The organism is Pedobacter sp. HDW13 (genome assembly GCF_011303555.1).
Classification (GTDB): Bacteria; Bacteroidota; Bacteroidia; order Sphingobacteriales; family Sphingobacteriaceae; genus Pedobacter.
Map to the genome: position 1 here is coordinate 5,883,279 of NZ_CP049868.1, position 13,389 is coordinate 5,896,667.

11 protein-coding genes, 1 other RNA gene and 1 pseudogene are annotated in these 13,389 nt (G+C 38.9%); 11 read left to right on the plus strand and 2 right to left on the minus strand.

Features of this window, described 5'->3' with window-relative positions:
* Nucleotides 1-4: 4 nt before the first annotated feature.
* The 5 genes from G7074_RS24430 to rnpB all read left to right on the plus strand — a co-directional run bounded on the left by G7074_RS24430 (nt 5) and on the right by rnpB (nt 2,614).
* Nucleotides 5-436, plus strand: coding sequence for a hypothetical protein (locus G7074_RS24430; protein WP_124559958.1), 432 nt, complete (start codon nt 5-7; stop codon nt 434-436).
* A gap of 110 nt (nt 437-546) precedes the next feature.
* A complete protein-coding gene (locus G7074_RS24435; RefSeq protein ID WP_124559957.1) occupies nt 547-801 on the plus strand; it encodes a YHS domain-containing protein in 255 nt (84 codons plus the stop codon).
* Nucleotides 802-900: 99 nt separating this feature from the next.
* Nucleotides 901-1,551 (plus strand): SCO family protein, encoded by a 651-nt coding sequence (locus tag G7074_RS24440; protein ID WP_166211824.1) that lies wholly within the window; start codon nt 901-903, stop codon nt 1,549-1,551.
* A 114-nt stretch (nt 1,552-1,665) separates the two neighbouring features.
* Entirely contained in the window at nt 1,666-2,088 is a 423-nt protein-coding gene (locus G7074_RS24445; protein ID WP_124559955.1) for a cytochrome c, read from the plus strand.
* A gap of 138 nt (nt 2,089-2,226) precedes the next feature.
* Nucleotides 2,227-2,614: RNase P RNA component class A (rnpB, locus tag G7074_RS24450), an RNA gene on the plus strand.
* 4 nt (nt 2,615-2,618) lie between these two features.
* Here rnpB and G7074_RS24455 read toward each other — a convergent pair.
* Nucleotides 2,619-3,497 (minus strand): polyphosphate kinase 2 family protein, encoded by an 879-nt coding sequence (locus G7074_RS24455; protein WP_166211827.1) that lies wholly within the window; start codon nt 3,495-3,497, stop codon nt 2,619-2,621.
* A gap of 143 nt (nt 3,498-3,640) precedes the next feature.
* Here G7074_RS24455 and G7074_RS24460 point away from each other — a divergent pair.
* Both G7074_RS24460 and G7074_RS24465 read left to right on the plus strand, forming a co-directional pair.
* Nucleotides 3,641-6,090: pseudogene (locus G7074_RS24460) on the plus strand (transglycosylase domain-containing protein).
* 171 nt (nt 6,091-6,261) lie between these two features.
* Nucleotides 6,262-9,414: a basic secretory protein-like protein gene (locus G7074_RS24465; protein ID WP_124559952.1), complete on the plus strand. Its 3,153-nt coding sequence runs from the start codon at nt 6,262-6,264 to the stop codon at nt 9,412-9,414.
* Nucleotides 9,415-9,489: 75 nt separating this feature from the next.
* Here the strand turns inward: G7074_RS24465 and G7074_RS24470 are convergent, their stop codons facing one another.
* On the minus strand, nt 9,490-9,840 hold the full coding sequence (locus tag G7074_RS24470) for a GIY-YIG nuclease family protein (RefSeq protein ID WP_124559951.1): 351 nt from the start codon (nt 9,838-9,840) through the stop codon (nt 9,490-9,492).
* Between the two features lie 133 nt (nt 9,841-9,973).
* Between G7074_RS24470 and G7074_RS24475 the strand changes: the two genes are divergently transcribed.
* The 4 genes from G7074_RS24475 (at nt 9,974) to bioD (ending at nt 13,092) form a co-directional block, all read left to right on the plus strand.
* Nucleotides 9,974-10,750: a LexA family transcriptional regulator gene (locus tag G7074_RS24475; protein WP_124559950.1), complete on the plus strand. Its 777-nt coding sequence runs from the start codon at nt 9,974-9,976 to the stop codon at nt 10,748-10,750.
* A gap of 80 nt (nt 10,751-10,830) precedes the next feature.
* Nucleotides 10,831-11,286, plus strand: a complete 456-nt coding sequence (locus tag G7074_RS24480; protein ID WP_166211830.1) for a hypothetical protein — start codon at nt 10,831-10,833, stop codon at nt 11,284-11,286.
* Nucleotides 11,287-11,360: 74 nt separating this feature from the next.
* Nucleotides 11,361-12,491, plus strand: a complete 1,131-nt coding sequence (locus G7074_RS24485) for a pyridoxal phosphate-dependent aminotransferase family protein (protein ID WP_166211833.1) — start codon at nt 11,361-11,363, stop codon at nt 12,489-12,491.
* Entirely contained in the window at nt 12,469-13,092 is a 624-nt protein-coding gene (gene bioD, locus G7074_RS24490; protein ID WP_233603873.1) for a dethiobiotin synthase, read from the plus strand. The genes G7074_RS24485 and bioD overlap by 23 nt, the downstream gene beginning before the upstream one ends.
* Nucleotides 13,093-13,389 lie beyond the last annotated feature (297 nt).

The following is a 13,389-nucleotide window of genomic DNA, read 5'->3' on the forward strand; positions in this document are numbered from 1 at the left end:
AAAAATGAAAAAACAAATAACGTTTGTAATGGGTGCCTTAACGATCTTTTTCACTGCCTGCAAAACGGAACCCAATGCCGAAGCCGTGCGTAAAGAGGTTTTAAACATCCACGATAAGTTAATGATTGACGGGGAGAAAGTTGTAAAAAACAAAATGAAGCTCGATACCCTCTTGCTTTCCGATAAATTTAAAAAATCACCAGATTCTGCAATTTTAAAACAAAATGTAAGGGATTTAATTGTTCGCTTAAATGCATCCGACGAAAAAATGATGGATTGGATGCATTATTTCAAAGATGATTTTAAAGGTAAAACCGCGCAAGATGACCTGGATTATTACAAATCACAAATGATCAAAATCCGTGAGGTGGAAGATGGCTATATTAAAGTTACCCGCCAATCAGATTCGGTTTTAAAAGTTTATAATATTAAGTAGTCAGAGGTCGGGAGACGGAAGTCGGAAGATATGATGCATGCTGGTAAGCGAGTATATGCATCTTCACTTCAGTCTTCTTACTTCCGCCCCGGACTTTATAAAAAATAGATATGAAAAAATTAAGCATTTTAATAATCCTGATGGGATTAGGCTCATTCGCTGTAAATGCGAATCCGATTATCACGAAGCAAAAAGAGGCAGTGGTTGATTCTGCTAAAAAAGTAGTAACAGACCTGGTTTGCAAAATGAAAATAAAAGCAGCATCGGCGAAAACTACCGTTTACAATAAAGAAACCTACTTTTTTTGTTCCGAAAGCTGCAAACAGAAGTTTATAGCCGAACCAGCGAAGTATGTGAAGAAGTAAATCCAGGGTATCACCTTAAAGAGATGCTGAAATAAATTCAGCAAGACGATATATCAAGCAAACTAAGGATCGTATATTTACATTTTTTAAATTCAAAACATGAATAAAATCATTTCTTATGCAGCAGCCAGCCTGTTGTTCGTTTCTATATTTACCGCTTGCAAACAAGAAAAAAAACTTCCATTCTATGGCGAACGCCATGCAGAGATAGTTAAAGATGCTGCCGGAGTAGAAAAAATTGATACAGTTTACCAAACCATTCCCAACTGGGCTTTTTTAAACCAGGACAGTGTTTTAACCACCAATAAAGCAACGGATGGAAAAATTTATGTTGCCGATTTCTTCTTCACCTCTTGCACCACCATCTGCCCTACCATGCACCGCAACTTAATGACGGTTTATAACGATTTTAAAAGCAATCCGGATGTGATGTTCGTTTCGCATACCATCGATTTTAAATACGATAAACCATCCGCATTAAAAAAGTACGCTAAAAAACTAGGGGTTGATGGCCCAAAATGGCAATTTCTTTATGGCAGCAAAGACAGTGTTTACACGCTGGCCGAAAAGAATTATTTAGTTGCTGTTGGTGAAGATAGCACTGCAAAAGACGGCTATATCCATCAGGGCTATCTGGTTTTAATCGACAAAGATCGCCGGATCCGGGGCGCTTACGATGGAACCAAGGAAGACCAGGTGGAGCAACTAAAAAAGGACATTCCGGTTTTACTGGCAGAATACAAAAAATAATAATCTAAATCGTCATTTCGACTGAAGCGAAGCGTAACGGAGAAATCTATCCTTATAGATTCCTCGGCTCTATTTCATTCCACTCGAAATGACGATCATCACAACAAAACATCCATGCGCAAGTACATCATCAACTCTATTTTTTTGCTTTCAGTTATTGCTGTTATCGTTTCCTGCCAGAATCAGGAAACCATCGATCTGCAAAATTACATGTCGAACGGAAAAGACATTTACAAGAGCAGGTGTCAAAATTGTCATGGCGAAAATGGTGAAGGCTTAGGCGAACTTGCACCACCTTTAACCGATTCGGTTTTCTTAAAAACAAATAAAGCGCGTCTGGCTTGTTTTATTAAAAACGGTGCTAACGAAACTTTAGTTATTCACGGCAAGGAGTACAAAGAAAAAATGCCTGCCTTCCCTGAACTGGCCGATATTGATGTAGCGCAAGTAATGGTTTACATCACCAATTCTTTTGGTAATAAGCAAGGTTTTGTACCCTACCCGGAAGTTTCGAAGCAATTGCAGAATTGTAAGTAAAGTTATGCTAAAGCTAGCTCCCAACCTTATTTTTTTAGATTTATTGAGATGATAAAATAAATTCTGCATAACGAGCATCTCTATTAAAATTTTGCATTCTTAGCACCTTTCTGCTTAAAAAAACACATCTTTGCGCAAAATGCAGGTTGTTCTATCGCTGTCCCGATTTATCGGGAGAGAGGAAAGTCCGGGCAACGCAGGGCATCCCGCTTTCTAACGGAAAGGGGTTCAGGATTGAAAACCTGAATTACGGAATAGTGCAACAGAAAATATACCGTTCCGAATCCGCTTGCGGCATCGGAATAAGGGTGAAAACGTGCGGTAAGAGCGCACGAGCGTTGCAGGCGACTGCAGTGGATTGTAAACCCCGGGAGTTGAAAGACCAAATAGGCTAACGCATGTAGGGCTGCCCGTCCGATGTTAGTGGGTAGGTCGTTAGAGATAAACGGCAACGTTTATAGTGGATAAATGATAGAAGTCTTGAGCAATCGAGAAACAGAACCCGGCTTATAGACCTGCATTTTTTTATTTTATTCCGCTAATAAAGCTGCTTTCGTTTCACCCAGTTTTAAGGCCTCTTCATCGCTCAGTACCGGAAACTTTAAATCCAGATTTTTCAATCTATCTTCAATAATTTCGCTAATAGCTAAACGGGCAAACCACTTTTTATCTGCTGGAATAATGTGCCACGGCGATTGGGCTGTACTTGTTTCATTAATCGCATCCTGATAGGCTTCCATGTATTTATCCCACAAAGCCCTTTCCTTAATATCGCCGGAAGAAAATTTCCAGTTCTTGGTCGGGTCTTCTATCCTATCCAAAAAGCGCTGTTTCTGTTCATCCCTGCTTACATTTAAAAAAAATTTAAGAATTACAGTACCATTTGCGGTTAAATGTTGCTCAAAATTCCGGATGCTTTGATAACGCTGGTTCCAAAAGTCTTTATTGATCTTTTTCACCTCAGTTATCCCCGGAATATTTTCACTCAATACATATTCGGGATGTACTTTACATACCAGCACATTTTCGTAATGCGAACGGTTATGTATCCCAATACGCCCACGCTCTGGTAAGGCTTTATAATGTCGCCACAAAAAATCGTGCTGGTACTCTTCAGATGTAGGTACTTTAAAGCTATACACCTGGCATCCCTGCGGATTCAGTCCGCTCATAACATGTTCTATTGCGCTATCTTTTCCTGCAGCATCCATCGCCTGAAAAATAATCAGAACCGAATGTTTTCCCGAGGCATACAGTTTCTCTTGTAAATGATCGAGCTCTATCTTGGAATTTACCAACGCATCTTTTGCTTTTTCCTTATTATAACCCCCAGTAAAGTCGGTTTTATGGTTTTTTAATGAAAATTTCTTGTCCCCTTGTACAATTAATCCCTTAAATTCGTTTTTCATACCAATACATATTTTAAATAAACAGGTGCATCAATAATTTAAATATAGAACTAAAAAATAAGTAAATTAAATACGTTAATTTGCATACAGAGTTTTTTTATATTTAGCGCCTTAGCATTTACTACAAGATCATCTTAACCAATATGTTTAAAGAGATAAAAAACAAGTACTTACGTTATTTTTCCATTGTTCTATTTTTTGTAATAATTTTCTTTTCTGCGCTTCAACTTAATTTTTTGTGGCTATTTGGCTATTCTCCCAGTGTACGCGACATCAAAGCGCCAACCCTCCGTGTTGGTTCAGAGCTTTACACTGCCGATGGTAAACTAATTGGCCGCTACTTTAAAGAGAACAGAACCCCGTAAATTACGAAGAAATTGCCCCAAGTGTAATACAATCATTGGTGGCTACAGAAGATGTACGTTTTTACAAACATTGGGGAATTGATGTACAGGCTGTAGGCCGTGCAGTGGTTGGTTTGGGTAAAGATGGTGGTGCCAGTACCATTACACAACAACTGGCCAAAAACCTCTATCGTACCCGCTACAACAAATCGCAGGGCTTATTGGTAAAAATACCCTTGGTGCGCACTTTAATTGTAAAATTAAAAGAATGGATGACAGCAGTAAAGCTCGAATCTAACTATTCAAAAAACGACATCATTACGATGTACCTCAATACGGTTTCCTTTGGTAACAACACTTATGGTATTAAAACAGCCAGCAGGATTTATTTTGATAAAGAAGCCAAAGACCTAAGCACAACCGATGCAGCCATGCTGGTAGGGATGCTCAAAGGAACTACCCTGTACAACCCAACCAAAAACCCCGCAAAGGCACTTGAAAGAAGAAATGTGGTGCTTGCCCAGATGAACAAATATAAATATCTGAGCAAAGACAGCTTAGCCCAGCTATCAAAAGAGCCTATTAAACTGAAAGAAGGTAAAATGCAGGATGGCAGTGATGGCGATTCTTATTTAAGGGCAGCTGTGGCTAAATACCTCGAAAAATGGTGTACCGATAACGGTTACGATTTATATGAAGATGGTTTAAAGATTTACACCACCATCGATTCTAAACTTCAAAAATACGCTGAAGAAGCCGTTGCCGACCAGATGCGAATTTTGCAACGCAGGTTTTACAACGTATGGGGTAACGAAGATCCCTGGTACGATTCGGAGAAGCAAAAAGTAGATTATCCGGATAGGGCCATGAAAAACCTGCCGATTTATGCAGCGTTGCAAAAGAAATTCCCTAATAATCCAGATTCTGTCCTGGCCTATTTTAATAAAAAGAAAAGGATGCAGATTTTTACCTATAAAGGCGATCGAGATACACTCTTTTCTACTTTAGATTCGATCCGTTATTATGGAAAGATCATGAACACGGGTATGATGACCATGGAACCTGCCAGCGGAAAAATTAAGGTTTGGGTGGGCGGAATTGACCACAAATTTTTCAAATACGATCACGTTAACCAGTCTAAACGTCAGGCGGGCTCTACTTTTAAACCTTTCGCTTACCTTACAGCTTTAGAACAAGGCATGAGTCCTTGCGATAAGTTTACCGATAAACCGGTTAAAATTGCTTACCAGGATAAAGGCCAAACCAAATACTGGGAGCCTAAAAATGCCGATTACAGCATCACATACCGCGAAATGAGCTTAAGATGGGCCATGGCCAGATCAGTAAATACTATTACTGCACAGGTTACCGAAAAAGTAGGCTGGGATAATGTAGTAAAATATGCACACGAATGCGGTATTGATAGCCATTTAGAATCTGTTCCATCGGTAAGTTTGGGTTCAAACGATGTTACTGTTTATGAAATGGTGAAGGCTTATGCCACTTTCATGAACAAAGGCATTAAAACCGATCCGATATTAGTTGAGAAAATTACCGATCAGGATAATAATGTAATTGACGAATTTAAGCCTAAAACCAAAAGGGTTTTAACAGAAGAAATTGCCTGGTTAATGACCTACATGTTCCGTGGTGGTATGGAAGAACCCGGAGGAACTTCTCAGGCACTGTGGGAATGGCCAAACTTATTCAGAAAAAACAATCAGATTGGCGGTAAAACAGGAACTTCATCTGATTATGTAGATGCCTGGTATATGGGCTTAACCAAAGATTTGGTAACAGGTGTTTGGGTGGGTTGCGACGAAAGAACTGCACACTTTAAAAATGGCGAACAAGGAGAAGGTTCGAGAACTGCATTACCTATTTTTGCCAAATTTATGGAAAAAATTTACCTCGATCCTAGTACTGGCTACACATATGGTCCTTTCCCGAAGGCTACAGTTGATATTACCCGTACCTACAACTGCCCTAGCCCGCAAATTGTTAGAGATACCACTTCAACCGATAGCGTAATGGTTGACTCGACTGAATTTATAGTACCAGAAACTCCGGAAACAGCTACCCCAGTAGTGGTTGAACCTGAAGTTAAAAAGGAAGAAAAGAAACCAGAACCAGTTCAAACCCCACCTGCAGCAACTGTGCCCCTAACCAAAAAAGAGGAACGCGAACTGAGAAGGAAACAACGCCAGGAAGAACGGGAGAAGAAAAAAAACGAGAATAACAACAATTAAAGGATTTTCCTGCAATAAACTTTCGGCTAACCCAATATTTTGGGTTAGCCGAAAACCTTAAAAAAATGTTAAAATTTCTATAGTATTTTAAACAATTGCTATTTTTATTTTCCAAATCTCATACCATTTCATTTTCGTAAATTATTGAACATCGATACTAAAACTACACATATGAAAATAGGCTCTACTTTATTAAAGCGATATGTTACTTTATCGCTCCTGCTTATTCTTTCACTCTCTGTAAAAGCCCAATATTTTGGCCAAAATAAGGTAAGGTATAAAAAACTCGATTTTGAGGTCCTACAAACACCCCACTTCGAAATCTACTACTACATTAAAAACCCTAAGCTGCTAAAACGCTTTTCGCAGGATGCCGAAACCTGGTATAAAATGCACCAGGAGATTTTCAGAGATACTTTTTTAAAGAAGAACCCGATTATCTTATACAATAACCACCCTGACTTTCAACAAACTACTGCGCTGAACGGCGAAATCGGAATTGGTACCGGCGGGGTTACTGAGGCCTTAAAAAACCGCGTTATTATGCCGGTTATGGAGCTGAATAGCCAAACCAGACACGTTTTAGGTCACGAGCTGGTTCACGCTTTTCAATATCACCTTTTACTGGAAAAAGACTCGATTAGCCTGGAAAATGTAGGTCAAACACCACTTTGGATGGTTGAAGGGATGGCCGAATATCTTTCTATCGGGAAAAAAGATGCCTTTACCTCGATGTGGATGCGCGATGCGATGTTAAACCGCGATATCCCTTCGCTAAAAGATTTAACAAATTCTAATAAGTATTTTCCATATCGCTATGGACAGGCATTCTGGACTTATATTGGTTCTCAATATGGCGATACGACTATTGTTCCGTTATTTAAGAATACGGCAAAATATGGTTACGAAAATGCCATCAAATATACCTTTGGTTACGATGATAAAACCTTATCCGGCCTTTGGAAAAACTCGATCGATGCGCATTACAAACCCATGCTAAAAGCAGATAGTTCGCAGATTAAAATTACGGGAACTAAAATTATCGATAACAAAAATGCCGGTAACATGAACGTTGCCCCTGCCCTTAGCCCTGATGGCAAATACCTGGCGTTTATGTCAGAAAAAGACCTCTTTGGTATCGATTTGTTCCTTGCCGATGCCAAAACCGGAAGAATTATCAGAAAACTTAGCAGTCAGATTTCTAATGGCCACATTGATGATTTCAACTTTATAGAATCAGCCGGGGCATGGTCGCCAGATAGTAAACAGTTTGCCTTCAGTATTTTCAGCCATGGAAAAAACCAAATGATGGTTATTGATGTAGCAACTGGTTCTACTGTATCGCAAACGGCAATGGGAAAAGTGCAGCAATTTGGCAATTTAACCTGGTCGCCTAACGGAAAAGATGTAGCATTCTCAGGTATGGTTGAAGGTCAGAGTGACATCTTCTCTTACAACCTGGATACGAAAGTTGTAACCCAAATTACCGACGATGTGTATTCTGATTATGCACCGAGCTACTCTCCTGACGGTAAAAAACTGGTATTTTCGTCTGATCGCGCAGCCATTCAGGCCAATACTGTAAATGCTGTACTTCCAATTAATTTAGCAGTTTACGATATCTCAGCAAAAACGGTAACCAACCTGGATGTATTCCCAGGTGCAAATAACCTTAATGCGCAATTCTCTGCTAACAGCCAAAACATTTATTTCCTATCCAACAGAGATGGTTTCAGGAATTTATACAAATACAACTTTGCAGATAATACCGTAGATCAGTTAACTGATTACTTCACCGGTATCAGTGGTATCACCGAATTTTCGCCTGCCATTTCAGTATCTGCAACCGATGATATTGTTTACAGTTACTATCGTTACCAACGTTACACCCTTTATAATGCTAAATTAAGCAGTTTTAAAGCCAAACGTATTGGCAATCAGGAAGAAAATTTCGATGCCGCTATTCTGCCGCCAATGGAAAATATTGGCGTTAACATCATCAATTCGAACCTGAACAATTTCGACCGTTTCGAAAAAACGGTAGCCGATTCGATGAAAGTAGTTCCATACAAACCAAAGTTCAGGTTAGATTATCTGGCAAATAGTGGAGTTGGTGTATCAACAAGCCGCTTCGGAACAGGTATTTCTGGCGGTATTGTAGGTATGTTTAGCGATATATTAGGAACAAACCAGATTATCGCAAACCTTTCGGTTAACGGAGAAATTTACGATTTTGGTGGCCTGGTTGGCTATATCAATCAAAAAAGCAGAATTAACTGGGGAGTTGCAATATCACACATCCCTTACGTTTCGGGTTTTAGCTCATACGGGTTTGAAAAACTACCTGCAAACAATAATTCTTCTACAGATGCCATTAATTACCGTACCGATATCATCAGGACTTTTGAAGATCAGGTTCAGATTTTTGGAGCCTATCCTTTTAGTAAAATACACCGTTTTGAGTTGGGTGGCGCCTTTTCACATTATAGTTATCGCATAGATCGTTATAGCAACTACTATAATCCTGGTGGTTTTTATCTTGGATCTGACAGAAGCAAAATTTCAAATGATCAGGCTTCCCTGGATTATGGGATTCCATTTAATTCTTTCACTTTATATCAGCTAAATGCTGGCTTTATCGGTGATAATTCTATTTTCGGTTTAACAGCACCGCTTGATGGCTTTAGGTACCGAGTAAGTGGAGAAAAATACCTTGGAACCTATAATTTTGCTGGCGTAACGGCCGATTTGCGCAAATACTGGAGAGCTAAACCGGTTACTTTTGCAGTAAGAAGCTATAACACTTTAAGAATCGGTAAAGATGCAGATAAGCTTTATCCAATGTACCTGGGCTATCCATACCTCATCAGGGGTTATGAATCTAACTCGATCTATAAAACAACATCTGCAAGAGCGTCAGAATCTTTTGATATTAACCAGTTAAGTGGTAGTAAAATCGCTGTAGTTAACTTTGAGATACGCCTGCCTTTTACCGGACCGAAAAAACTGGCAGCGGTTCCTTCTAAATTTCTATTCTCTGATTTAAACCTTTTCTTTGATGCAGGTGTAGCCTGGACTAACGATACTAAAGTAGTTTTCAAAAGTGAACCAACTTATACAGATGTTCCTGTAAAAGATGATAACGGTAAGGTTATTGGTTCTTACCAAACCACAAACGAACGTGTACCGGCTTTAAGTGTTGGTGTATCGCTACGGGTAAATGTTTTTGGCTATTTTGTATTGGAGCCTTATTATGCCATTCCTTTTCAGCGTAAAGATGTTAAAGCCGGTGTGTTTGGCTTAACCTTTGCACCGGGCTGGTAATCATTAATTAAAAAGCACTAGTTATAAAAAAAGCGATCGGGTTACTGATCGCTTTTTTTGTAGGATATGTTTTTATTAAGATAGGCTATTGAATGATAACTTAACCTGGTTGGTTATGTTTCGGTGTAAAAGGATATTTTCGAAATCCAGTCCAATGGTTAAATCAATCCAATCTGGATTACATGATCGCACTAAACGTTCTTTTTGCATGCGGGTAAACCTACTAATTGCTTTAAAACGAACCAAAGCCTGGGCTTCTGATTTAAACTCTTCAAAATAAACTAAACGGGTTAATTGCATTCCATTATCAAAGAATAAGTTTGGCATCTGTTTGTAGAAATCTAATGTCTTAATCAAATCAGAACTCATGCCTACATGCATGCTGGTGCGATTTCTGTCGGTAACGATATAAACAAACTTTTTCATGATCTTATGTTTAAAAATTAAAACTAAACTATTTAGTATATCTTCTTGCAATTAAAAATAATATTACTAACTTTATGAGCATAAAATTACTAACTATTTTAGTAATTCCAAATTTATTTTAAAATTTATTTTTATGTCAAATATTTCAAATAATTTAAAGTACCTCAGGAAGAAAAAAGGCCATACACAGCAAAATTTCGCTGATATTATGGAAATTAAAAGATCTTTAATCGGCGCCTACGAGGAAGACCGTGCTGAGCCTAAATATGAATTACTAAAAAAAATAGCAGAATATTTTGACTTAACCATTGATGAATTCATCAATGAAAAAATTTCGGACAGCTGGAAACCAAAGCCAAAAAGCCAGGGATCGAACCTACGGGTACTGAGTATTTCAGTAGATCAAAACGATCGGGAAAACATCGAGCTTGTGCCGGTTAAAGCCAGCGCTGGTTACCTGAATGGTTTTTCAGATCCACAATATATAAGCGACCTGCCAAAATTCCAGCTTCCTCTGCCTGCTTTAAGGCAAGGTACTTTCCGCGCATTCGAAATTATGGGCGATAGCATGTTACCTGTTCAACCGGGCAGTGTAATTATTGGCGAATACCTCGATAACTGGAACGAAGTAAAAACTGGCGAAACCTATGTCATTATTAGTAAAAATGAAGGTGTAGTATATAAAAGAGCTGGTAACCGTTTTAAAGAAAACAAAGACCTGAAATTAATTTCAGATAATAAGGTTTACGATGCTTACACCATTGCTGCTGAAGATATTTTAGAAATCTGGAAGGCAAAAGCCTATATTTCTACTTCTTTACCAGAGCCTGCACCAGACCCAACAATGGAAACCCTGACCCAAATGATGGCCCAAATGCAGAAATCAATTTCGCAGTTGAATAAAAATTAACATTTTTTTAACAAGCTCCGATTAAACCGTTTACATTTTTTTACATCTATCAGTTTAACAAACACATAAAAAAATTAAACATGAAAAGAGCAATTTTAACCATAGCAATTGCAGTAATGGGCTTAACAGCTGCATTTGCTCAACAAGACACTACAAAAAGGGCAAGAAGACAAATGCCTAAAATGACAGCTGAACAGCGTGCTGAAAGAGTTACCGCTAAAATGGAAAAAGAGCTAAGCTTAACAGCCGATCAGAAGTCGAAAATTTATGCGATCCAACTGGAAAATGCAAAAACCATGGATACCTGGAGAAATGCAGACCAGGGCGATATGAAAGGTAAAATAAAAGATCGTAAAGCAGCTATGGATGCGCAAAAAGCCAAAATAGATGCCGTTTTAACTGCCGATCAAAAAACCAAAATGGATGCTTTCCGTGCAGAAGCCAAAGAAAAAGCAGGTAAAATGAGAAAAGGATTGGGCGGTAGAGGTAAAAAAGACAAAGAGCCCGTGGTTTCTAATCCACCTTCGCAGGGATAAATTGAGTAAAACGTAATTAATTATATTTTTAAAAGCGTTCCGGTTATTCGGAACGCTTTTTTTACTTTTGACCAATGCGTAAAATAGAGCAGTTCCTTAACAGCAAACTCCAAGAACGGAAGGATAACCTTTCGATCAGAAACCTGTCTACCAACCTCCCTCCTGTTGATTTTTGTTCTAATGATTATTTGGGTTTTGCGAGATCAATCGAATTACAGCAACTTGTTTCTGATCTAAGCAGGCAGATACCTAATTATAAAAATGGCTCTGGAGGTTCGCGCTTATTGAGTGGCAACACTGCTTATATAGAAGAAACCGAGCATTTCATTGCAAATTTTCACGGTGCAGTAAGTGGCTTAATCTTCAATTCGGGATACGATGCTAATGTTGGGCTCTTATCAAGCATTCCACAGCGTGGCGATACCATTATTACTGATGAACTGGTTCATGCCAGTATTATAGATGGTTGCCGTTTAAGCCATGCTACACGTTATAAATTTACGCATAACGATATAAATGTGCTCGAAGCGAAACTCAAAATGGCGCAAGGAAACATCTTTGTGGTAGTAGAAAGTGTTTATTCGATGGATGGCGATACTGCTCCTTTAACCAGTATGGCTGAACTTTGTGCGCAATACGAGGCTAATTTAATTGTCGATGAAGCGCACGCTACTGGTATTTTTGGCGAAATGGGTAAAGGCCTGGTACAACAACTCAATCTTACCGATCAGGTATTTGCAAATGTAGTTACTTTTGGCAAAGCCATAGGCGCTCATGGGGCAATAGTCCTGGGTAGCCCAAACCTGCGCCATTACCTTATTAATTTTGCGCGGTCGTTTATTTACACCACCGCAGCGCCCATTCATAATATCGTTACTGTAAAAGCAGCCTACCAGTTATTGGGTAAAACAGATCACACTATCATTCATCAAAAGATTGCGCTTTTTAGAAAGTTACTTAAAGAAAAAAACATACAGGCCTTAAACAGTGAAAGCGCTATACAGGGCATTTTATTTTCTTCGAACGAGCAGGCTAAACAAGCAGCAACAACCTTACAACAAGCAGGCTTTGATGTAAGGGCTATTTTAAGTCCAACTGTTGCGTTGGGCAAAGAGCGACTACGCATTTGCCTCCATACTTTTAATACTGATGAGGAAATTACCTCGCTGGTTAATCACCTAAATGAATTTCAACTTAATGGCTAAATATTTTATTACCGGCATTGGCACCGGCATTGGCAAAACACTGATTAGTGCAATAGTAACCGAAAAACTCAAGGCCGATTACTGGAAACCAATCCAATCGGGCGATCTTGATACCAGCGACAGCCTAACCATTGGCAGCTTAATTTCAAATACTAAAACTGTCATCCATTCTGAAAGCTACCGTTTAACTCAGCCCTTGTCGCCGCATTTATCGGCCAAACTGGATGGAATTGAAATTGACCTTAATCAGATTAACATACCCGTAACAGCAAATAACCTGATTATTGAAGGCGCTGGTGGTTTAATGGTTCCGTTAAACGAAACCGAACTGATTATCGATTTAATCAAAAAACTAGACGTTGAAGTAATACTGGTTTCGCAAAACTACCTGGGCAGCATTAACCACACTTTACTATCGCTCGATCTGCTCAAACAATATCATATTCCGGTTAAAGGAATCATTTTTAACGGTGATGAGAATGCGGAAACTGAAAGATACATTCTGCAGTATAGTCAGGCAAAAAAGCTGGGCTATGTACCACAATTAAGCCAGATTGATCGGGAGCAAATCGTATTAGCTGGCGAATATATTTCACTTTAAGAACTTAAAAAAACTAATATCTATTGTCATTCTGAGCCTATCGAAGGACTTCAATAAGCTATTTTGAAGCATTTCGACAGGCTACCATTGACAGCCCCAAAAGAAGAATCGTCATTTCGACCGAAGCAACGGGTTTTTCACCGGTAGCGAAACGGAGAAATCTATAAAGACAGATTTCTCGGCTACGCTGCACTTCGCTCGAAATGACGAATCCGAAGCGGCAGTCGCTAATATTGATTTTTATCCAATAAATTAACCCTCAACGTGACAATCTTGAAAATAAATTGTGCTATGGGG

Coding starts and splice junctions, on each gene's coding strand:
- G7074_RS24430 (WP_124559958.1), top strand. CDS start 5: ATGAAAAAACAAATAACGTTTGTAATGGGTGCCTTAACGATCTTTTTC.
- G7074_RS24435 (WP_124559957.1), top strand. CDS start 547: ATGAAAAAATTAAGCATTTTAATAATCCTGATGGGATTAGGCTCATTC.
- G7074_RS24440 (WP_166211824.1), top strand. CDS start 901: ATGAATAAAATCATTTCTTATGCAGCAGCCAGCCTGTTGTTCGTTTCT.
- G7074_RS24445 (WP_124559955.1), top strand. CDS start 1,666: ATGCGCAAGTACATCATCAACTCTATTTTTTTGCTTTCAGTTATTGCT.
- G7074_RS24455 (WP_166211827.1), bottom strand. CDS start 3,497: ATGAAAAACGAATTTAAGGGATTAATTGTACAAGGGGACAAGAAATTT.
- G7074_RS24465 (WP_124559952.1), top strand. CDS start 6,262: ATGAAAATAGGCTCTACTTTATTAAAGCGATATGTTACTTTATCGCTC.
- G7074_RS24470 (WP_124559951.1), bottom strand. CDS start 9,840: ATGAAAAAGTTTGTTTATATCGTTACCGACAGAAATCGCACCAGCATG.
- G7074_RS24475 (WP_124559950.1), top strand. CDS start 9,974: ATGTCAAATATTTCAAATAATTTAAAGTACCTCAGGAAGAAAAAAGGC.
- G7074_RS24480 (WP_166211830.1), top strand. CDS start 10,831: ATGAAAAGAGCAATTTTAACCATAGCAATTGCAGTAATGGGCTTAACA.
- G7074_RS24485 (WP_166211833.1), top strand. CDS start 11,361: ATGCGTAAAATAGAGCAGTTCCTTAACAGCAAACTCCAAGAACGGAAG.
- bioD (WP_233603873.1), top strand. CDS start 12,469: ATGAATTTCAACTTAATGGCTAAATATTTTATTACCGGCATTGGCACC.